This is a genomic window from Winogradskyella sp. SYSU M77433, from assembly GCF_029911945.1.
Lineage (GTDB): Bacteria > Bacteroidota > Bacteroidia > Flavobacteriales > Flavobacteriaceae > Winogradskyella.
The window spans coordinates 212,348-231,927 of record NZ_JARYTG010000005.1; the positions used below are offsets into that span (position 1 = coordinate 212,348).

20 protein-coding genes are annotated in these 19,580 nt (G+C 33.4%); 7 read left to right on the forward strand and 13 right to left on the reverse strand.

Features of this window, described 5'->3' with window-relative positions; translation table 11 throughout:
- Positions 1–6 precede the first annotated feature (6 nt).
- Entirely contained in the window at positions 7–1,299 is a 1,293-nt protein-coding gene (locus QGM60_RS11800) for a hypothetical protein (RefSeq protein ID WP_281140448.1), read from the reverse strand.
- 396 nt (positions 1,300–1,695) lie between these two features.
- On the opposite strand from QGM60_RS11800, the gene QGM60_RS11805 reads away from it, so the two are divergent.
- Complete coding sequence (locus QGM60_RS11805; protein ID WP_281140449.1) at positions 1,696–2,910, forward strand: site-specific integrase; 1,215 nt, start codon at positions 1,696–1,698, stop codon at positions 2,908–2,910.
- 198 nt (positions 2,911–3,108) lie between these two features.
- Here the strand turns inward: QGM60_RS11805 and QGM60_RS11810 are convergent, their stop codons facing one another.
- The 3 genes from QGM60_RS11810 to QGM60_RS11820 form a co-directional block, all read right to left on the reverse strand.
- A complete protein-coding gene (locus QGM60_RS11810) occupies positions 3,109–3,804 on the reverse strand; it encodes a hypothetical protein (protein WP_281140450.1) in 696 nt (231 codons plus the stop codon).
- 98 nt (positions 3,805–3,902) lie between these two features.
- The gene (locus tag QGM60_RS11815; protein WP_281140451.1) at positions 3,903–4,346 is read right to left on the reverse strand and encodes a hypothetical protein; all 444 of its coding nucleotides are present in this window, start codon (positions 4,344–4,346) and stop codon (positions 3,903–3,905) included.
- Positions 4,347–4,488: 142 nt separating this feature from the next.
- Positions 4,489–5,163: a response regulator gene (locus QGM60_RS11820; RefSeq protein ID WP_281140452.1), complete on the reverse strand. Its 675-nt coding sequence runs from the start codon at positions 5,161–5,163 to the stop codon at positions 4,489–4,491.
- 131 nt (positions 5,164–5,294) lie between these two features.
- On the opposite strand from QGM60_RS11820, the gene QGM60_RS11825 reads away from it, so the two are divergent.
- The 3 genes from QGM60_RS11825 (at position 5,295) to QGM60_RS11835 (ending at position 7,471) form a co-directional block, all read left to right on the forward strand.
- Positions 5,295–5,768 (forward strand): JAB domain-containing protein, encoded by a 474-nt coding sequence (locus tag QGM60_RS11825; RefSeq protein WP_281140453.1) that lies wholly within the window; start codon positions 5,295–5,297, stop codon positions 5,766–5,768.
- Between the two features lie 436 nt (positions 5,769–6,204).
- Positions 6,205–6,660, forward strand: a complete 456-nt coding sequence (locus tag QGM60_RS11830; protein ID WP_281140454.1) for a hypothetical protein — start codon at positions 6,205–6,207, stop codon at positions 6,658–6,660.
- Position 6,661: 1 nt separating this feature from the next.
- Positions 6,662–7,471 (forward strand): hypothetical protein, encoded by an 810-nt coding sequence (locus QGM60_RS11835; protein ID WP_281140455.1) that lies wholly within the window; start codon positions 6,662–6,664, stop codon positions 7,469–7,471.
- Positions 7,472–7,554: 83 nt separating this feature from the next.
- Here the strand turns inward: QGM60_RS11835 and QGM60_RS11840 are convergent, their stop codons facing one another.
- The 5 genes from QGM60_RS11840 to QGM60_RS11860 form a co-directional block, all read right to left on the reverse strand.
- Complete coding sequence (locus QGM60_RS11840) at positions 7,555–7,857, reverse strand: hypothetical protein (RefSeq protein ID WP_281140456.1); 303 nt, start codon at positions 7,855–7,857, stop codon at positions 7,555–7,557.
- A gap of 2 nt (positions 7,858–7,859) precedes the next feature.
- Entirely contained in the window at positions 7,860–8,129 is a 270-nt protein-coding gene (locus QGM60_RS11845) for a helix-turn-helix domain-containing protein (RefSeq protein ID WP_281140457.1), read from the reverse strand.
- Between the two features lie 6 nt (positions 8,130–8,135).
- Positions 8,136–8,657: a hypothetical protein gene (locus QGM60_RS11850; protein WP_281140458.1), complete on the reverse strand. Its 522-nt coding sequence runs from the start codon at positions 8,655–8,657 to the stop codon at positions 8,136–8,138.
- Between the two features lie 331 nt (positions 8,658–8,988).
- Positions 8,989–9,780 carry a hypothetical protein gene (locus tag QGM60_RS11855; protein ID WP_281140459.1) on the reverse strand — a complete coding sequence of 264 codons (792 nt, stop codon included), beginning with the start codon at positions 9,778–9,780 and terminating at the stop codon, positions 8,989–8,991.
- A complete protein-coding gene (locus QGM60_RS11860) occupies positions 9,777–11,243 on the reverse strand; it encodes a TraM recognition domain-containing protein (RefSeq protein ID WP_281140460.1) in 1,467 nt (488 codons plus the stop codon). The genes QGM60_RS11855 and QGM60_RS11860 overlap by 4 nt, the downstream gene beginning before the upstream one ends.
- Positions 11,244–11,858: 615 nt before the next feature.
- Here QGM60_RS11860 and QGM60_RS11865 point away from each other — a divergent pair.
- Positions 11,859–12,638, forward strand: coding sequence for a hypothetical protein (locus QGM60_RS11865; RefSeq protein WP_281140461.1), 780 nt, complete (start codon positions 11,859–11,861; stop codon positions 12,636–12,638).
- Positions 12,639–12,958: 320 nt separating this feature from the next.
- Here the strand turns inward: QGM60_RS11865 and QGM60_RS11870 are convergent, their stop codons facing one another.
- Genes QGM60_RS11870 through QGM60_RS11880 form a run of 3 tightly spaced genes read right to left on the reverse strand, consistent with a single transcriptional unit; the run spans position 12,959 to position 14,722 of the window.
- Positions 12,959–13,321: a DUF3768 domain-containing protein gene (locus QGM60_RS11870; protein WP_281140462.1), complete on the reverse strand. Its 363-nt coding sequence runs from the start codon at positions 13,319–13,321 to the stop codon at positions 12,959–12,961.
- A gap of 39 nt (positions 13,322–13,360) precedes the next feature.
- Positions 13,361–14,269, reverse strand: coding sequence for a zincin-like metallopeptidase domain-containing protein (locus QGM60_RS11875; protein WP_281140463.1), 909 nt, complete (start codon positions 14,267–14,269; stop codon positions 13,361–13,363).
- Between the two features lie 51 nt (positions 14,270–14,320).
- Positions 14,321–14,722, reverse strand: a complete 402-nt coding sequence (locus tag QGM60_RS11880; RefSeq protein ID WP_281140464.1) for a hypothetical protein — start codon at positions 14,720–14,722, stop codon at positions 14,321–14,323.
- 312 nt (positions 14,723–15,034) lie between these two features.
- Between QGM60_RS11880 and mobF the strand changes: the two genes are divergently transcribed.
- Together mobF and QGM60_RS11890 are read left to right on the forward strand one after the other, a co-directional pair.
- Entirely contained in the window at positions 15,035–17,743 is a 2,709-nt protein-coding gene (mobF, locus tag QGM60_RS11885) for a MobF family relaxase (protein ID WP_281140465.1), read from the forward strand.
- Entirely contained in the window at positions 17,727–18,131 is a 405-nt protein-coding gene (locus tag QGM60_RS11890) for a hypothetical protein (RefSeq protein ID WP_281140466.1), read from the forward strand. Before mobF ends, QGM60_RS11890 begins: the two co-directional genes overlap by 17 nt.
- Before the next feature lie 9 nt (positions 18,132–18,140).
- On the opposite strand, the gene QGM60_RS11895 is transcribed toward QGM60_RS11890, so the two are convergent.
- Complete coding sequence (locus QGM60_RS11895; protein WP_281140467.1) at positions 18,141–19,079, reverse strand: hypothetical protein; 939 nt, start codon at positions 19,077–19,079, stop codon at positions 18,141–18,143.
- Between the last annotated feature and the right edge of the window lie 501 nt (positions 19,080–19,580).

The window sequence follows — 19,580 nt, forward strand, 5'->3', positions numbered from 1 at the left end:
CTAAAATTACGGAACTACAATAGACCTGTTAATCCAACAACCTATTTCTATTGTTTTGCCAGACATTTCACGCAAAAATATTTCTTCTTTTGTTGGTACTTTAGCTTCATAACTAGCAACATATTTACTAACTGTTTTCTGTAACGTAGGGTCTAAACGAGCTGCCTTTTCAGCTTCTTTTGCTGCCAACCAAAATACAGCTCTTTGATAGAAATTATCTTTTCCACAGTTCTTTGCACTATCACTATACATATCTGCAATTATTAGGTGTGGTCTACCATTAGAAGGATTTAATTTCACCGCATCCTGTAAAAAGTTTCGTGCTTTAGTATATTGCCCTTTACTTTTAAATATAACACCTATTCTTATAGCAAGGTTTGATTTTTTGTAAGTATCTGTTTCTAAACGATAGCCTTCTTCTAAATACTTATAAGCCTCTTCATTTTTACCCTTTTTGAGTAAAACCGTTGCTACATAAATCTTAGTATCTGCCGATGGAGAAACCTGATCATATTGCTTTACCAATTTTTCATATAATTCATGGTCTGTACACTCTTTATGATACATTCTACTTACAGCACGTTTTAACCAAACTGAATCATCTTTATTAGCATTAAAATCTTTAGTGTAAAGAGGTATTAAATTATCACAATTAGCCTTTGAGCTAGAAATAGCATCTATACTCTCTTCAATGATTGTATAATTTTTAAGGTAACTTTCATAAGCCCTTTTATTTGCTTTCTCTGTTTTATTGAGTGCCTCTCCATTCTCCTGCTTTTGTAATAACACATTTAGCTTTTCGGAATAATTCTGAATTTCTAATTGAATTTTCTCATTGATATTGTCATATGTGTTGAATAATTCTGCTGCAGTTTTTTCACCTTTTTCATAAAGATCTACAACCAAGGAAAAATAAGTATATAAACTCTTAGGATGTGTAAAGGTTTCTTTATCTGTTTCAAAAGTAGTATCAAAACAGGCAAATAATTCTTGTTTGCTTTTACCTAAATCATCTCTATAATCATAGATTAATTGACAAGCTTTTGCCTGATATTCACCTTTAGGAGTTTTACTCTCATAATACTTACTACGATTTTGCCACAAAGCCAACAACTCTTCTATATAACCAACTCTTTCTGTACCTACAGAATTATCTATTTTATACTTTAATATTTTTTCACCATCAACATAAATAGCAAAATTTAATTCTGGACAATCGGTATTTACAATAGACCATGGTTCATAAGCAGTATCGTATTTTTCACTTTTAACTAACTCATGAGAAATAGAAAGTTTCATATTACATTCTATTTCTTTTTGTGCGTTGATGAAAATTGAACTAATTAAAAAAAAGAAGCTGAAGATAGTTGATTTGCTTATCATGACGTGATTGGTTTGCAATTAGTTAACAACAAAATAGTCACAAAAAACATACCAAAATAAAAACCGTAATCATTTGATAATAAATGAATTACGGTTTTTACAAGTACTCAAGGTGGGAATCGAACCCACACTCCCGAAAGAACTGGATTTTGAATCCAGCGTGTAATGAAGTTTACCAATCTTATTTATATTGATTTTCAAATAATTACATTAAATACAAATCAAAACTCATCATTTAAAAACATTAAAAACCATTATTTGTTGTACCTATGTTGTACCTAAAATTTGTATCTTTGATATAAATTCAATGACATGGCATCAAGTATAAAAGTAGTCCTTCGAAAAAAAGCAAACAAACAAGGTCTATATCCTTTAGCAGTTCGAATTACAAAAAATCGTAAAACAACATATCTTTATACAGGTCAGTATATTGATGATAAATATTGGGATAGCTCTAATAACAAAGTCCGTAAGTCCTACCCAAATGCTAATCGTCTTAATAATCTTCTTTTAATAAAGTTGGCAGAAGCCAACCAAACATTGCTTGATTTAGAGTCACAAAAAAAACAAGTGTCTTCAAAACAAATAAAAAAAGAAATTACTTCACCATTAACAAAAACAAGCTTTAAAGAGATTGCAGACGACTATATGAATGAGCTAGAAAAATCTGGAAAATTAAGACGGTTGTCATCAGATAAGGCTCGCGTAAATCACTTTACAAATTTTGTAAATAATGATGATTTAAGCTTCAATGAAATAGATGAGGCGTTATTAAGGCAATTTTCTCTTCATTTAAAAACAAAACGCAAAAATTCTGAACGTTCAATCATCAATAATCTTATAGTTATTAGAACACTCTATAATAGAGCTATTCGCTTAGGGATTGTAGATCGTAAACTATATCCTTTTGGAGCGGACAAAATTCGCATTAAATTTCCTGAGACAGAAAAAATAGGACTAACTATTGAAGAGATACAAGCCATAGAAAGGTTAGATAATCTTTCCAAACAAGAAGAAAATGCAAAAAATATATGGCTATTTAGCTTTTATCTTGCCGGTATGCGAGTAGGCGATGTTCTGATGATAAAATGGAATGATATTTATGATGGTCGATTGCATTATAGAATGAGTAAAAACAGCAAGTTACTCTCTCTTAAATTGCCTGAGAAAATTATTTCAATTTTAGAGTCTTATAAGATAAATAAACAATCCAATGATGACTTTATTTTTTCAGAAATGAAAAAAGCCAATTTGAAAGACCCAAAAGACATTTATAACAAGGTTAAAACAGCAAATAAGAAATTCAATAAATACCTTGAAAAAATTGCTGAAAAAGCTGAAATCAATAAAAAACTAACGATGCATATTGCCAGACATACTTTTGGCAATCTATCAGGTGATAAAATTCCAATACAAATGTTGCAAAAGCTTTATCGTCACTCCTCTATTACAACGACTATAAACTATCAACAAAATTTTACACACAAAGAAACTGATGAAGCTTTAGATTCAGTAATTAATTTTTAGAAGCTTAACTTATGACTAAGCCTTCATTTTAATTATAAAAATAGATATCGGCGTCAACTTCAAGAATATAAAAAATCGAAGGTTTTTCAATTAAGAGAGAAAAATATCAAAGAAGTAAGAAATATTGGGCCGCATTTTCTCAAAAGTTACATGAACAAAATTCCACTATACTTAATTTAGCCTAAATTTTATCTTCCACTACAAAAAAAATGGTTTAACTTTAGTACAATTGGTAGAATTAAAATCATTTAATTCCAATTTAGAGATTTGTTCGGATGTAGCGTTTTCTACATTAATAAGCTTTGTTAATGTTTTTTCTTTTCTATCGTAAACTTTGGATACACCGTAAGGGAACATTTGACTTGCAAAGAGCGCGGGTTGAATTTTCCAATCCAAATTGGCATCTATAACTATAATAAAATTACCATCCTCATGAACATATGCACTTTCTGTAGGTTCGAGTTTGAGTAAATCCGTTTTTTCCATTTTTTTAAATTTGACAGGTTCTAATTCATAACATTGATCAGATGAAACATCCATTTTTATATTTCCATGTCTATAAGAAAATACGAAATTTTCACCCTCAAAATTAACCGATACACCAGGATCGAGATTTGCAAAAACATAACCATCTAAAAGAAGAACATTAGAGTTTGCTATAAAATCCCTTTGAAAATTATTAAATGCAGATTTAGCGATTTTTTCTTCCAAAGGAACATCTGCTCCAAAATCATTTGTATTAAATGTCTTGTATGAAAAGAATGAAGGCACAAACTTTTTTGAATCATGTTTGGAAACTTTTAGAGAAGAATTATCAGTATATGAAGAAACTTGACTAAGTAACAAAAGCGCGGTCAATAAACCATTAATAAAATATAATTCTATAGTTTTCATATTATTAAGTCTAAAATTATTTATCTGAAGGAAATTAGAGCCATTCCCATTCTTAACCGAGAATGGCTCCTAAAAAATAACAATACTTTCTTTAATTATTATTTGGTTATAGCTCTATTGATTTCACTAACAAGATGCTGTTCAAATTCAGTTTTATTATCAACATCCACCTCATCAAAGACTGGTAATTCATTAATAGTACCATCACTATTAGACCTCATATCTATATCAAAATCAATCGAGCCCGAGCAAGCACCACTGAAAGAAATATTGCCACTTATATTAGTGACCTGATTTTGTATAACGCTATAACTTACAGTAATGTCATAAGTCATAGTGCAACCATGAAGAGTAAATGTTCCTTTTAAAGGAATCTTAACAAAATATAGCGCGTCTGTAGCTAATAGTTTTTCTTCAAATGAACAGTCGTTTAAGACGTATGCGTCTGTATTTTCTGCAAATGAATTCAGCTCGCTAGCAGCAAGATTAGATGTCCATACTCCTAAAAATAATGCTAGCACGATTTTTGAAAATTTTTTCATAATTATTATTTAAATTTTGTCTACTCTTTTTAGCTTTTCGACTTCCGCTTTATTACAACCTAAAAATCAACAATTTATTCCAATTTTAAAAATTAAAAACGCCTACAAAATATGTTCATTTTGAATACTTTAGATTGTTAAATTAGATAAAGCCTTTCTCTCGTGCTTTTATAATTAAATCCCTATCACTATCGTTTTTCACTTTAAAAACATTTTTCAAGTTTTTCTTCCTTCTTTCAATTCCAGTTTTCGACAACGGAATTATATCTGTTAACTCTTTCATCCTTGCCCCATTCGAAATTTCTTGTAGAATTTTGACATCCAAATCATCCAATACCAAATCAGAAGTAAGTTTTTTTCTCATTAGATTCAGTATTGTTTCACTATAGAAGGAACCGTCTTTTAAGATTTTATTAATGGCTGAAACCAAATCCAAGAAAGTAATATCAGATTTAATTAAAAAAGCATCTGGATTTAATGATTTAAGAATACTATTAAGTCTAAAATTATCATTAAGGCTAGTACAAACCATTAATTTACATTTTGGAAATTTTTGTTTGATTAGAGAACCTAAGCCTTCACCATTCAATATATCATATTTCTTACTTGGAGGTAGGCTGATATCAAGAATTACTATATCTAATTCGCCACTCTCTTTAAGAGATGCTATTCTTTCAAACGCTTGGTCACAGTTTAATGCTTCAGACACCGTGAAATTCACATTTGCTTTCTCACCAGCAAATTCTAATGCATTTTTATAACTATCAATGTTGATTTGATGGTCCTCAACAATTAGGACTGAAAATTTTTGCTTCATTTTTTAGATAATCAAAAAAGTGTTATCAAATAAAAAACGAGCTATCAATTAATTCATTAAGGGATAATCAAATATAAAAAAATATATCTATTCAGTGCGTACAAAAATCAAACATTTTCCTTCAATAATTTATGATGACAGAAAAATTTAAAACAAATATCAGTGAAATATCACTCAACTATAAGCGTAAAGTCAAGGCTTCAGAGCGTCCTAAAGTGTCTTGTTCCAAAGACGCTGAAAAGCTCTTTAGGGAAAACTGGAATGATTTGACCATCAATCTTTATGAAGAGTTTAAGATATTGCTCCTTGATCGTAATAATAGCTGTATGGGAATTGTCCCCATATCCCAAGGTGGTGTGTCAGGTACCTTAGTCGATGCAAAACTGGTCTTTGCCTCTGCATTGAAGGCGAGGGCTTGTGCCATTATTCTTGGACACAATCATCCCTCTGGCAACACTAAGCCTAGTCAATCGGATATCAACTTAACAAGACGTTTGGTTAAAGGTTCTGGTTATCTTGATTTAAAGATTTTGGACCATCTAATAATTACTGATACTAACTATACTTCATTTGCTGATGAAAACCTTGTCAGCTTTTCTCCTTAATTTAAAAAAATCTCAGAATCTTTTTGGCGTGGTTTTTGGAATCACTATTTTAGATTCAATAATTAAAATAACGAACAAGTATAGATATATAATTTATTAGAACATACATAATAAGCATTAGCTAACTTTTTCACTGATATCGAAAACTGGTAATTTTTAAAAGAGTCATGTGATAAGTCAGAAGCTATTGCCCACGGTAAGGCGTGGGCTTAGTTGCTGTCTTTGACTCTTTGGTATACCAGTACCACGATATCGAGACACACTAAGTTCCACGCTTCTTTTTTACCGATATGAAAACACCTCGCATCCGTTCCCCTTAAGTAATTCTTTTTCACAACTCCCAAATCAAAAAGTTTATTAATCATTTTAAAAATTTATCTATATGAAAACTTCAATTTTCAAAATATTATTTATCAGTATTCTTTGTCCAGTCTTAATGGCCGCTTCCTGTTCTAGTGACGATGACGGCAACCAAGATAACAATCCAACCTTTGACCCTGTTACAATTGATTTATCCAATATACCAATTGGTCTAGATGACACAGCCTTTGAGGTACAGGGCTATTCCTTTGAAGCATTTAGAGTAGAACCAAATCCTTCGGAAGTTTATCCTGGTCTGCTCTTAGCATATCCACAAGATGGAAACGCCAGTTATATAGAACTTGATTTAAGTCAAGCTAGTGGTGTTTCAAGTATAACAGCAAGAATATTCATAAACAGTCAAACACCTATTACTTTCTATAACGGTGAACAGGTGGTCGATGAAATTTTTGCCGTCAACGACACCGAAGATATTTTCGAAGATAACTCTTATCAATTAAACGGACAGACGATTACATCCGTGCGTATAAGTTCATATGAAGCCATTGTTGAATCAATAACACTTGAATAACATGAGAAATTTAAAGACTATAAAGCTCGCTCTGTTATTTATTGGTCTAGTCGGATGTAATGAATCAGCACCACAAACATTAGAGGATATAGAAAAGTTCAAACTTGAAACTAAAAAGGATAATCTAAGAACAATGTTCCTTGGTGCCATTAACCTATGCTCGGATATAGATTACAGTAATTATTTGGATAATCCAAGGTCGAATGAAGAATATAAAAAAGGTGGTAATTGTTGCAGTAACTCAGTTCAGAAACCATACATAAGTCTCGCCGAGTATTATGTTTATGCGATGGATGGCGATCGCAGTATTTCTATAAATAGTGACAACCCTTTTAAGTTAAAGGAAATTAGAAAGCAATGGCAGGAAAAAATTGAGAAAGCGGAAGAAGAAGCCAAAGATTATGATTCCAAAGCATTGGTATACAAAGGCTTTAGGAATGTTAGCGTAAACACATATGATGTACCATCTGGCAAACTGATAATCAACCAAAGCATCTTGATTGATTTTGGAGGTAGACAAGGCAATTGGTATGGGAAGTTAGATTTTAGATACAAGGGCGGAAAATCACGTCATGTTAAAGATTTGGATATTTCTGCCGATGAAGCAGAAAAACTCTTTGATTATTTCGAAGAAAATAAAACTCATCCCAAATTTCCACCTTCCAAACAGTTGAACACCATCATAACTTATGCACTTGAAAAGCCTGAACCGGATCATCGTTTAGGACTTTTAATTGTCAATGTAAAAAAGGTTGAATTCTATTATCCTAATGGTTGGGACAATAAAGTCGGCGAAATAGTGTTTAAATAAACGGATTGGAAATAACACAGGGTTTTCCCATTCGTGATAGATAGCCCGCAATAAGGTTAGGGTTTGCGGGCTATTTTATTGTATCAGTCCATATCCATACCAATATCCTTGTCCAAGTCTTTGTCCTGATCCTTAAGGTCAATGTAAAAATTGTCCAAACTATCAATGTCCAATGATGGAATGTTGTCTTTATATTGATCTTTGGTTTTGCTTGGACTGATTTCCTCTTGGTATTGTGACATACCATCTTTCATCGCTCTTATACGTTGTTTTCCTGCTTTGAGTCCGTCCAAAATATCTGGTTTCAATCCCAATTCTTTTGATAACATATAACCTTGATTAAATGCTTCTTTGTAGTCCTTGTCTACCTTGTGTTGTTCTTCCATAGCTAAAAAGGTTCTTTGGCATGTTGCTCCAAGTAATCAAGCAAGGAATAACGATCATAAAGAATGATGCGTTTTTGAGGCTGTGAAAAACGTATCTTACCTTCATCCCTTAGCTTTTGTAAGGTTGTTTTGGAGGCAATATTGAGCATTGCCATAGCCTGTTCACCATCTATCCATTGAAGTGGTTCTTCCTTTTGCTTTTCGTCAAGATAGGCAACGACCTTATCAAAAAGGGCATAAAATGCTTTTTCTTCTAAACAAACAACTTGCATAATTACTCATTCATAATCATCGCTTGGCGATGGTGATTTATCGATATCCTTTTCATTTTCTTCAAAACTCAAATAAAGGGATTGGTATTGGTCGTCTATTTCGTCCAAATCATAGGCGAGGGATGATTCAACTGCTTTTTCCTTATAGGCTTGCCTACCTTGCTCAAGAAGAATAACAGTATCGTCTTTGTCCATTTTCTTGACAACTGGATAGATATAGTCTTGGTCGTTCTTAAAAGCTTTTTCCTCTAAAGCCTGTTTTATCTTTTCATTATAATCATTCTTGACCTCAAAGGTTTCTTTTTCGATTTGCTTATCGGATTTTAGCTCTTTTGTATGTGTTTTAATAAGTCGAATATCACCCTTTGGCGAGGGTGCCGGTTCATACTTATTGAAAGATACTTTTTTGCCCCTGTTTAAATCATCAATAGCCTTTTGCTTTTCCTTTAACAAATCCTGTACTTCTTTACTGCTCTTAGCCAGTTCTTGGATATATTTCAATTCAAGGTCATCTGGTTTTTGTGTCATTTCCTTTGATTTTGTGTTACACTTTCTTTTAACAAAGAGGTGTAACGGTGACTCATTCTTTTGGACTTCCTATCTGTGAAGACAAATTAAAAACCTACAGGGAAAAGGACTTGGACTATAAGGTCCAAGCTCGTGATTTACTCGTAAATGGTCTTGGCTACACGCCACCTCTTTATATATCCGTCCTCTCTGAGCTGAACATAAGGTCTGCCTTAAGACGCCACGATTTGGGTGAGACCACCCGTAAGGACTTGAATGACTATATCGAATTCCAAGTCCGTTTCGTAAATAAGATGATGTTGCACAGCGACAATTGCAAAAGCTGTTAAACCTATTCATTTGCCCAAATATCTAAAGGGTTTTTCTCATCCACATTGCTAATGAGGTTTTGCCTTAAGTCGTTGCTTTTGGGCAGTTCTATAGGAAAGGAAAGGCCTCCTGTTTGAGCCTTTGGCTTTTCTTCCATAATGACATCATGTTTCCATTTGGATACAACCTGTTCATCAATAGCATCCAATACATAGCCTCTTGCATAATATGCTTTCATCAAGCTTCGATAACCGAAAAAAAGCCCACTTAAGAATATCAAAATACCTACTGGTCTGGTAAATGAAACTAACATTAAGAACAATCCAACTAAAATAGGAATTGCAGGTTCAAAAAGCACCAAGATACGGTATCTAGTAACGGTCAAACCTAATATTTTTGTTCCAATCAAATCATACCAAAAATCAAATATTTGCCCATCACTGTAACTAAATCTATCAAAGTCATAATTCATACTATATCGCTTGAACTCCATACGGTGACGAATAGATTTGTAAAGAAATATTAAAGTAAATAGTAGCCAAGGCAATCCAAGTACCTCTCGGACTTTATCGCCTAAAAAGATATATGGATAAAGCATAGAGAGTGAGATTATAATAGCTACTGAAAATGAAAAATAGCGTTCTCCATAGTGCTTTCGCATAAAAGCTTCTGATATATAGCTTGGGTAAAAACTAATGGCAAAGATTAGATCGCTTCCCATCTGATACAAAGCACTTGCCCTACCTGCAGTTACAGTTCTAAAAATGGTCTGTTTTCCTGTTCGGTGTTGGAATTCTTGTCTTTCTCGTCTCATAATATGTTTTGTTTTAAATGGATTAACTTGTGGCTTTCTTCAATGACCTCTAATTCGCCATTTTGGTATTGCCTGTAATATTTAAAGGTCTTGCCCTGTCTATGGACATAGGCCTGAACCATAAAGTCATTTTCAGGACCTCCAGTTTTTAATCTTGTGAAATTCGAAGGCTCAACGATATTTGTAAATATTTCGGATCTTCCTTGACTACTGCTATTTTTTTCACCAAACGTCAGCCCCTCGTTTTGAGACCATTTCCAGTCTTTCCCGATTAATTCGGATGCGTACTCATTGGTTTCGGGGTCAGAATTGGCCAAGAAAAATTTTGTTCCTAAATTTCCTGCTAGAGCCTTAAATCTTGTTTTGCCGATTTCACCTCCACCGGCATTCAGATAAAAATTAGGTAGGTTTTGAGTCATATACACTGTACAAGCTCTATACTCCCTAGCTATGGATTGAAACTGGATGTCATAGTCAGGGTTGATAAAGTTTTGGAATTCATCGACCCAAAGACAAACGGGTCGGGTATCGTTTTTTAACTTTCTACGCTGTATAGCCCTTTGCCAAAGGTACTTCCAAAGCACTTGAGCATCACGTCCTGTTTTATCATAGATAAGAACTGGTAAATCAATTATGATGATTTTTCCTTTAAAGGTATCCTCTGGTCTTATGGTAGTGTCAAGTGAAAACAATTCCCTTAAAGGCTCTCTCATAAAACGGTCACCAAATCCAAAGAACATTTGTTCCACAATACTTCTCGTTTTTTCTGAAAGATGTATCCAACTTTCCAAAAAGAAATCTTCTATATTCTGTAATCGCCTTTTGAGCTTTATATTTTCTCGGGTGTTTTCAGCTTTGTCTAAATGGAAGGCAGTATGCTCAATCAAGCGAAAACATTTGCTTGAAATCCGCCAATCTGCATTTTGTAATTCTTGCTTACTTCTTGGCGCTGATTGAATAATTTTATAGACATGCTCAAATTTTCTGTTTTTGGTCAACAGACATAAATCAACTGCATTGACAATCAGTTGTTGCAGGGTTGAATCCCAAAAAGCCTTATCACTTTCTTGGCTATCCCTTGTACCAGACTTAATGACGTTCATAAGAACATCAGCTATGTTGTGAGCAATAGCCTTACCATTGTCGTTGCGTAACAACTCTTCTTCAAAGAAATTGAAGTAATGCCCCGAATTGGGCGAGAAAACCACAAGGTCTTTTTCTCGTCCGTATTGTCTACAGTATTTTATCCATAGATCTTTTTCGTTCTCTTTGGCAGTAAGTACCAAAAAGCCAAATCCATTTCGCATATAATGTCCAGCGATGAGATTTCCAACCGCCGAAGTTTTACCTGAACCTAAGCCACCACTAACAAAGATACCATTTGAAGCATCCCTAACTTGAAAGAAATCTTCATTGGTCCAAGACCAAATCACCCTATCTAAATGATCATTTTGTACTACCATTTTATTTGTTTTTAGACACAAGAGTCCTTGTTGGGGAAATATGCCATTTACCCCAAGCATATGAATACTTAATGTCTTGTGATTTTAATTGTGAGATTAATAAAAGACACATCTTCTGCGTCCAGTAGATGGTCTTTTAAAACTTAAACTAAGATGCGCTAGTTAGGATAAGTTTACTGATTTTGCTCTCTAACCTTCAAAATTCAGTTTTTTTTGATTTTAAAGTCTCTTTTTTACCTGACTTGGCAAACTAGAAACTGAAACCGTCTTGATCGTAGAGTTTCCATACTCTCGAACTTTAGCAATACTGCTCCCAGTATTGTGCGTAACAACATACTTCTTAGTTGACATAGCTTAAAATTTAAAATTATACACTCACACCCCGATTTGCCAAATCGTTATTGTCCTTCTTTTTCATCCAAACAAAGTTGTTTGGACAATTCTGTTCTTTAGCATTTACAAATGGATTTTTTGAATTTCCATCCTTATAATATGTTTTTAATTTTCTCATCCCTATATATTAATTAAGAACAAGACAAAGGTATCAAAAATATTTATATTTGATACCTTTAGTATGTTAAAATTTATAATTTGTACTTTTATGAAAAATATGGTATGAGTGAAAAAGGTAAATTAAACAGAAATGATGATGCTATAAAAAAGCAATTTCAATTGTCAGATCTTATTTATGGCCTTCCTTCAGTTGATGGCAATAAATCAGAAAAAAATGATATTGTGAATGAAATAATTGAGGATACAATCAAAACTTTTGATGACTTAATTGAAAATGTACAGAGCAATCAAAAGGTATTAGATTACGAACTTGATTATCATAACAACAAATTACACGGAAAACTTATTGAACTTTATGAGAAAGAAGGTAGAGAACAATTGTTATATTTGAAATCAAAATCCCCTGATATTGTTGAACAAATAAGAAAAGAATACCAAGAAACTAAGAAAAAAATTACACTGGACGATATAATGCCCCTTGTTGATAATTTTGAATTTATTGATTTGGTTGTTGAAAAGAAAATTCCTTTTAGATCAATAATCAATCAGCGATATAGTGAATCTCTTTCAAAAACATTATTATATCTATCTAATAAAAAAAGCCTAGGTAGAGGTGGTAATCCATATGTTGGCAAAACAGTCTCTAAACTTGCTGATAAATTTGCTTTAGAAATAGGGATCACCTTAGATGAATTAGACAAATTAGGGTTTAGTTCTTTAAAAGATAAAGCAGACGAATTAAATTCAAGAAATATAAAAACCTCTAGAGGCAAAACTTGGACAAAAACTGCTGTGAGTAGAATTGTTAAACGTTGGGATAAAATAAAATCAGAAGAAAAAAACAATAAAATTTCCTCCTCAAAAAAACCGAAACCAAAATAACTTAAGTTTATTAGGATACAATCTTAAAAAAGTCCTCAAGCACTGCTTAGGGGAGATGTCTGATATTAAAAAGCTGTGTTTTTCGATAGAGGTTAGCACTGTATGAAAGCCATTTTACACCTTAGAAATAAGCCATATTCTGAAAATAAAAAGTACCTTAAAATATATAAACCAACATTGGTAAGGTACTAAAAAGCGAGCGAAGCGCTGCAAGCCCCAAAACTACCAAAACTAATACTATGAAATGTCTATGGGTTTATACAATAAAGAAAAGCCATCCAAATCTGAATGGCTTTAATCTTAAATGCTGTTTAATAGAGTTAATATTCGCTAGGTAACATAACCGTCAAAACTCTTCGGGTTATCTTAAGATTACTTGGGTCTTCACTACCATATTCATAATTTGTGTCATAGTAGTCAATCTTCCAAAGAATATCCTGTTTGTTTTCATCCAAGGTAAAGCGACCAAAATCGTGTTCACCATGAGGGTCGTTATCTTCATTGAAATCATCGTAAGCCCAAAGTTTGATAAGTGTATCCAACTTCTGAAAATTAGATAAGGCATCAACTCCCATAGTCATATTGAGTTTTCCTTTGACATCGATTATATCCATTTCAACCATACCAATATGCTTTCTGAACATATCATTTTGCTCTGCCAATAATTTGGTGTTATAGTTCATTCCATTTCCTTTCCTAAGAAGAATAAAGTTTTAAAATATTTACATACTCAAAACTGGTTCTTTGTCATTTAGATATTTAACTGCTTTGGAAGCTTGGGCTGATGCTTTAAAAATATAAGTCTTATTTTCCTTAAGAGATTTCAGCCAGCTCTTAATATAGATTGCATGATGCTCAGGTTGTATTTGAGTGATACCATGTTGGGCGCATAGAAAGGCAGACCCTAATTCAGCAACGAGTTCTTCAAAAGCATAATTCTCCTTGATATCATCATTTTTGTTTTGCTCTCCAAAGCGATTTAAGCGATGCTTTGCACCAGTCCAGTGTGTAAGCTCATGTAACAAAGTCGCATAGTAATTAACCGTTGCATTAGCTTGAGACGTATCTTGAAATAGCGTTTTCATTGGCATATTAATGTAATCATTGACCGTATCATAATAGGCTTGAGAGCCTCCATGATTAACAACTGCCTCAGTTTCTTTACAGAATAAGTCAATAGCTTTTAGAGGTTTTACCTTATCAATTTGAACTTCTTCTATTTTGGGTTTATACCCTTCAATCTGATTGGCATTAAAAACATTGTAAACCTTAAGCATCGGTATCTTTAGTTCCTCAATTTCAGAATTACTATTTTCTTCAGATTTGATTAGGGTCTTATAAAAGATAATTTTGCTGGATTTTTCACCTTTTTTGACAGAGGCATCAATTGCATCCCATTGCTTAAAGGTTGCCCATTCATTGGATGTATAGCCTTTAGCCTGTTGGTGTAACCAGAGACTAAGTATATTTATTCCTTGGTAGGGGTTTTCGGTTATTGGATTCGTTGGTAAACCCAAAGATGAGAGCTGACCAAACGGTGGTTGATAGTTTTCAATACTAACCTTATCCAATAGGTTAATAATCTGGTCTGTAATTTCCTGTTGAATATCTTTTTTTGAATAGTTGGACATTAAAATTTCCTTTCCTAAGAAGAATAAAGGGGCAAAAGCCCCTTTATCGTTTTATGGTCTTGGCTGTCCATTGACGGCGGTTTTCTTCTGTGATGTTTGTTTGTTCTCAACTACCTCACGAGGCTTATTCTCAAAAATCACTAAATCCCCAAGATTGACCTCGAAGCAGTTAGCTTCTTTTTCAGGTTTGATTTCTCCAAATTGAATGGATGCATCTTGTCCATAAATCTTGGTTTTAAGAAATAATTGAAAACGTGGTTCTCCATTTTCAGCTTTAGGATTCTCCTTGATTTGAAGCTTTTCAGGGCTTAGGCTCATATAGCCTTTTTCAGAATTGTTCCAAATTGCAGAAAATCGCATATTTATAGGATTGCCGAATTGGTCACTCTTTACATAGAGACCATGAGTAGGGCGGTCACCAGGCTTATCTTGTTTTGCGTTTTTAGTAGTCATCATTAAACTCCTTATATTTAAAATTGAGATGATATGGCGAAAACAACACCAAGGCAGAATTGATTGGCCCGTAACCACACGGTTTAGGTGCGGGCAAGTGAAGGGCTAATCAATGCGTTGGTGTTATCGCTGTATGTCATCTCAATCGATATAAGGGGATAACGAATGACTTTAATACGCACAGAAAGAAATAAACTAGTTCTACAAAAAATTTCTTATATTCGTTAAGCATTATGCTCTCTAACCTTGTGCGTAGTCACATACAAAATTCAGTTTTAAAAGACGAGTTTAATCTTTTAAGAATGAGAGTGCATGATACGAATGTTTCAGAGCCAGACTTCGGCTCAAGCTAAGAATTACTTTAAGGATGCCTTATCCAAGGCAGATTATTACATCGAAGATCAAGAAATGAACGGATGCTTTCATGGCAAGATTGCCATGCGTTTAGGTATTGAGGGCAAAACCGTTGATAAAGACATCTTTGATAAGTTATGCGATAATATCAATCCTTCAACTGGGGATTCACTTACCCAAAGAACGGTTAAGGATAGACGTGTCGGTTATGATATTTCGTTTCATGCCAGTAAAAGTTGTAGCCTGTTGTGGGGGCTAAGCGGTGATAAAAAAGTACTCAAAGCTTTTGAGCAAAGTGTTCAAGAAACAATGCTAGACATACAAGAGGATGCCCAAGCTCGTATTCGGGTACAGAATCAGCAAGATGATAGGCATACAGGTGAATTACTTTGGGCTGATTTTATCCATCAAACCGCTCGTCCAGTTGGAAACAATGCGCCAGATTGTCATTTACACGCCCATATTTTCTGTTTCAACGCTACCTATGACCAAGTTGAGGATAAGTTCAAGGCAGGGCAGTTTCACGATATCAAAAGGGATATGCCCTATCACCAAGCCCGATTTCAAAAAAGGTTAGCTGATAAGCTTTCCAATCTTGGCTATGACATAAGAAAAACCAAAAACGGCTTTGAACTGGCTATGATTCCACAAAAGGCAATCGACCATTTTTCAAAACGCACCAATCTTATTGGCCAAGTAGCCAAAGAAAAGGGCATTCAATCCCAAAAAGAACTGGACCAATTAGGGGCTAGAACACGTTCGGGAAAGAAAAAAGGTTTAACAATGGAAGAACTTAGAGAAGACTGGAAAAAACAACTCATCAAAGAAGGTATAGATGAGAAAGTAAAAGAGGAAATATCTACAACGGATTTGGGCCTTACGGCTGAGAAATCAATTGAACACTCTATAGACCACGTTTTCACAAGAAACTCTGTTAAACGAGATAGGCAAATTTTAGCTGAAGGTTATAAATATGCCATAGATAACAAACATTTGTCATTGGACGATATTGACAGGGCTTTGGAAAAGAATGACAAAGTTTTTAAAGTTCAAGTTGGAAGTCAACGCCTATGTACAACGGATTTAGTTCATAAAGAAGAGCGAAAAATGGTCAACATGGCTCGTAGTGGTATTGGCAAATTACATCCTTTGGTATTTGATTTTGATGTTTCAAGATACAAGCACTTAAACCCTGAACAACAAAATGTGATAAAGCATGTAATGAAATCCCAAAATAAGCTGACGATGATTAGAGGTGGTGCAGGGACAGGAAAAACGACCTTACTTAAAACAGTTGTCCCTGAGATTGAAAGAACAGGTAAAGACGTGTTTTTATTTGCACCTACGGCTGAGGCGTCAAGGGATGTCCTAAAGAAAGAGGGCTTCAAAAAAGCTGATACCGTTGCCAGGCTCTTAATTGACAAGAAACTCCAAGAACAAACAAAAGGGCAAGTAATTTGGGTTGATGAGGCTGGAATGCTCGGTTCACAGGATATGGTAGCTTTAATGGATGTTGCTGAAAAGCAAAAAGCTAGACTTATCCTATCGGGTGACCCAAAACAACATTCGGCGGTCAACCGTGGTGATGCTATGCGCATTTTGCAAACAGTTGCCCATATCCCCTATGCTTCAATGGAAACCATCTACAGGCAAAAAGAAGAGCATTATAAATCAGCAGTTAAGGATATTAGTGAGGGCAATATCAAAACAGGCTTTGGTAAATTGGAAAGCCAAGGATGTATTAAAGAATGTTCTCCATCTGAAATAGATAATGTTCTAGTAAATGATTTTCTAGAATCAAAAAAACAGAAAAAAACCGCTTTGGTTATTGCCCCTACAAAAAGTAAGGTTCGGGAAACTAATCAAGCAATTAGAAACAGTTTAAGGCAAAATGGCTTTTTAGGAAAAAGAGAAAAGAGCGTCACTATATATGAGAATTTACATCTGACCGAATCCGAAAAGAAAGATTTACGAAACTATAGAAAAGGACAGGTAGTTCAATTGAACCAGAATTTAGAAGGTTTAAAACGTGGTTCTGCTTTAAGCGTTGATAAGATTGAGAACAAAAAAGTCTATGTAAAAGACAAACAGGGAAAACATCATATCCTGCCCACCCAAAGGGCAAAGGATTATGATCTGTATTTAACAAGAGAAATCCAATTGAGCTTAAAGGATGAGATAAAGATTACCAAAAACGGTTTTGATGCCAATGGTAAAAGATTAAATAATGGTACTCAGTTAAAAATTACAAAGGTGAACAGTAAAAGTGAAATTGAAGCGGTTAAGGAGTCAAGGTCAAAAAAGACGATTTATAAACTTGAAGCCAATCACGGTAATTTTGATTATGCCTATGCCTCTACCTCTCACAGTGCCCAAGGAAAAACGGTTGATAAAGTATTCGTCTCCCAACCTGCTGTTACATTTCCCGCATCCAATCAAAAACAATTCTATGTATCGGTATCAAGGGCAAGAGAAAATGTAACCATCTACACTGATGATAAGGATGATTTGTTGGAACAAATTCAAAAATCAGGTGACCGGCAAGGGGCTACCGAACTGATAAAGTACGATTATTTTAAGACCAAAACCCTAGATATCAACCCTGAAAAGACAAAAGAGGTATTAAAAACACAAATTAAAGACATTGATTATGAGCCAGAACTATAAATTCAAGAGCTTGGAAATTGCCAAGGCTAGTCAAAAGAAAGAAATAGATGAAACTAAAAATGACGGTTTTAAGACATATGAAATCGGTGAATCAAAGACTATAGATTTTGTGTTGCTTGATGGAACACGTCAGAACTTCCCATACAGTCATTATCTTACTTCTTGGCTGGGTGTTGAAAATGAGGAAAGAGTTATTAAAATCTTTTTTGCAACTCATATGGTTACGGTTAAAGGATTTTGTTTGGATCAACTGTATAATCGAATTCTAAAGCAGGAATTAAAGCGCATCAGCGCTAATAAAATAAGATATGAAATAACGAGAAATGATAATACTTATATAACAAATATAGTAATCCAGTGGAAAGGAAGTGTTAGTGAAAAAAAATAGATTATGGATTTAAAAAAATTCATAATCTATTTTTTTTATACTTTTTTTCTTTATAACATCATTAAATTTAATCTCATGTTTTTTGAATTCTTCAGGGCTACTCAATACTTCGTGTATCTGTGAATGCCATCTTTCAAAAACAGTCTCTGGCATTTTAAAAATTTCCAAATATGTATCATTCAAAAAATTCACATATGCTCGTTGATTAGGTAACCCATAATCAAACCAAGTCACCGGTAACACAAATAAGTTATCGTGAGGTATTGAAAAAACTGATAACCTATCATTATCATTAATCTCTTTAATATTTTCAAAAGGATCAGTGTCACTAACTTCTAAATTTAGATCATATAAGTTTTGCCAGAATTCAACTGCAATAGTATCTAACTCGTTCCGTTTATGAAATATGTAAACATACTTAGTCGTATTTTTAGATTTACCTCTAACAAGACCGAGGTTATCCGATAATGAATCCATCATTCGGTTTCCAATTTTTGTTTGAGATAATTCTACTGGTTCGGCTGTAACAAAAATTATACGTTTAGAAGCTTGACAATTTTCATGAAATTGTCTGAGAGATTCACTATTTAAATAATTCTCCGAAAGCAATTTATTCTTATTTTGAAATTGAGCTTCAATAGCAAATAGTATTTCTTTTATCTTTGGGTCTCTTGGATTATCCGTTTCTAAACGATTAAACAATACTTTCATAAAATTCTTTTGAATTTTTTTTGAAAGTCTTTTGTTGCCGTTTAAATATGCGCTCATGTGCGTGTTTATACTATTCTGCCTTGTTTTCTCTTCTGACTCTGTATAATTTTCGCTTCCATTTTCTTCTTTCACCATTAGCCTTACCATAGAAATCAAACTATTGAACAGAGGTTTATCCTTATCGCCCTTGTCGAATAACAGTTTTCGTGCTGTTGTATTATTAGTAATCTGAACCATCCTTAAAAATTAGTTTTAATTGTTAGTTTTCGAATAATATCACACAGTGATTTTATTCAATAATAAAAATAATAAAAAAAAGTTGTAAAATATATAAATTTAATATAATATTTCATATATTATATAATAATTGTAATATTATGACATAATTTATTTGTTAAGTATGTTTTTTAACTTGAAAATTAAAATCAACCTTAAACATATTTACTAGAAACAGAAAAATACAACTTTTATATTACCTCAAAACCCCTGGTTTTTTAAATAAACTTTTATTTATTCAAAATTCAACAACGTAAAAATATAATATTATATAATATTTGTTTATTAGATAATTTTTAATTATAATTGTATAACAGTAAATTAATATTTATGGAATTCACCACACATTTCAGCAAAAATGTTTTATCAAAAGCTACAAGCGAAGTAGCTAAGAGCTTATTTAAAAGAACATGGCTTTTTCGTGGAATACGAAAAAGGTATTATAAATCTCTCGATGTGTTT

What these genes read in the sequence shown, in the direction of transcription:
- QGM60_RS11800 (WP_281140448.1), bottom strand. Translation starts at nt 1,299, where the DNA reads ATGAAACTTTCTATTTCTCATGAGTTAGTTAAAAGTGAAAAATACGAT.
- QGM60_RS11805 (WP_281140449.1), top strand. Translation starts at nt 1,696, where the DNA reads ATGGCATCAAGTATAAAAGTAGTCCTTCGAAAAAAAGCAAACAAACAA.
- QGM60_RS11810 (WP_281140450.1), bottom strand. Translation starts at nt 3,804, where the DNA reads ATGAAAACTATAGAATTATATTTTATTAATGGTTTATTGACCGCGCTT.
- QGM60_RS11815 (WP_281140451.1), bottom strand. Translation starts at nt 4,346, where the DNA reads ATGAAAAAATTTTCAAAAATCGTGCTAGCATTATTTTTAGGAGTATGG.
- QGM60_RS11820 (WP_281140452.1), bottom strand. Translation starts at nt 5,163, where the DNA reads ATGAAGCAAAAATTTTCAGTCCTAATTGTTGAGGACCATCAAATCAAC.
- QGM60_RS11825 (WP_281140453.1), top strand. Translation starts at nt 5,295, where the DNA reads ATGATGACAGAAAAATTTAAAACAAATATCAGTGAAATATCACTCAAC.
- QGM60_RS11830 (WP_281140454.1), top strand. Translation starts at nt 6,205, where the DNA reads ATGGCCGCTTCCTGTTCTAGTGACGATGACGGCAACCAAGATAACAAT.
- QGM60_RS11835 (WP_281140455.1), top strand. Translation starts at nt 6,662, where the DNA reads ATGAGAAATTTAAAGACTATAAAGCTCGCTCTGTTATTTATTGGTCTA.
- QGM60_RS11840 (WP_281140456.1), bottom strand. Translation starts at nt 7,857, where the DNA reads ATGGAAGAACAACACAAGGTAGACAAGGACTACAAAGAAGCATTTAAT.
- QGM60_RS11845 (WP_281140457.1), bottom strand. Translation starts at nt 8,129, where the DNA reads ATGCAAGTTGTTTGTTTAGAAGAAAAAGCATTTTATGCCCTTTTTGAT.
- QGM60_RS11850 (WP_281140458.1), bottom strand. Translation starts at nt 8,657, where the DNA reads ATGACACAAAAACCAGATGACCTTGAATTGAAATATATCCAAGAACTG.
- QGM60_RS11855 (WP_281140459.1), bottom strand. Translation starts at nt 9,780, where the DNA reads ATGAGACGAGAAAGACAAGAATTCCAACACCGAACAGGAAAACAGACC.
- QGM60_RS11860 (WP_281140460.1), bottom strand. Translation starts at nt 11,243, where the DNA reads ATGGTAGTACAAAATGATCATTTAGATAGGGTGATTTGGTCTTGGACC.
- QGM60_RS11865 (WP_281140461.1), top strand. Translation starts at nt 11,859, where the DNA reads ATGAGTGAAAAAGGTAAATTAAACAGAAATGATGATGCTATAAAAAAG.
- QGM60_RS11870 (WP_281140462.1), bottom strand. Translation starts at nt 13,321, where the DNA reads ATGAACTATAACACCAAATTATTGGCAGAGCAAAATGATATGTTCAGA.
- QGM60_RS11875 (WP_281140463.1), bottom strand. Translation starts at nt 14,269, where the DNA reads ATGTCCAACTATTCAAAAAAAGATATTCAACAGGAAATTACAGACCAG.
- QGM60_RS11880 (WP_281140464.1), bottom strand. Translation starts at nt 14,722, where the DNA reads ATGACTACTAAAAACGCAAAACAAGATAAGCCTGGTGACCGCCCTACT.
- mobF (WP_281140465.1), top strand. Translation starts at nt 15,035, where the DNA reads ATGATACGAATGTTTCAGAGCCAGACTTCGGCTCAAGCTAAGAATTAC.
- QGM60_RS11890 (WP_281140466.1), top strand. Translation starts at nt 17,727, where the DNA reads ATGAGCCAGAACTATAAATTCAAGAGCTTGGAAATTGCCAAGGCTAGT.
- QGM60_RS11895 (WP_281140467.1), bottom strand. Translation starts at nt 19,079, where the DNA reads ATGGTTCAGATTACTAATAATACAACAGCACGAAAACTGTTATTCGAC.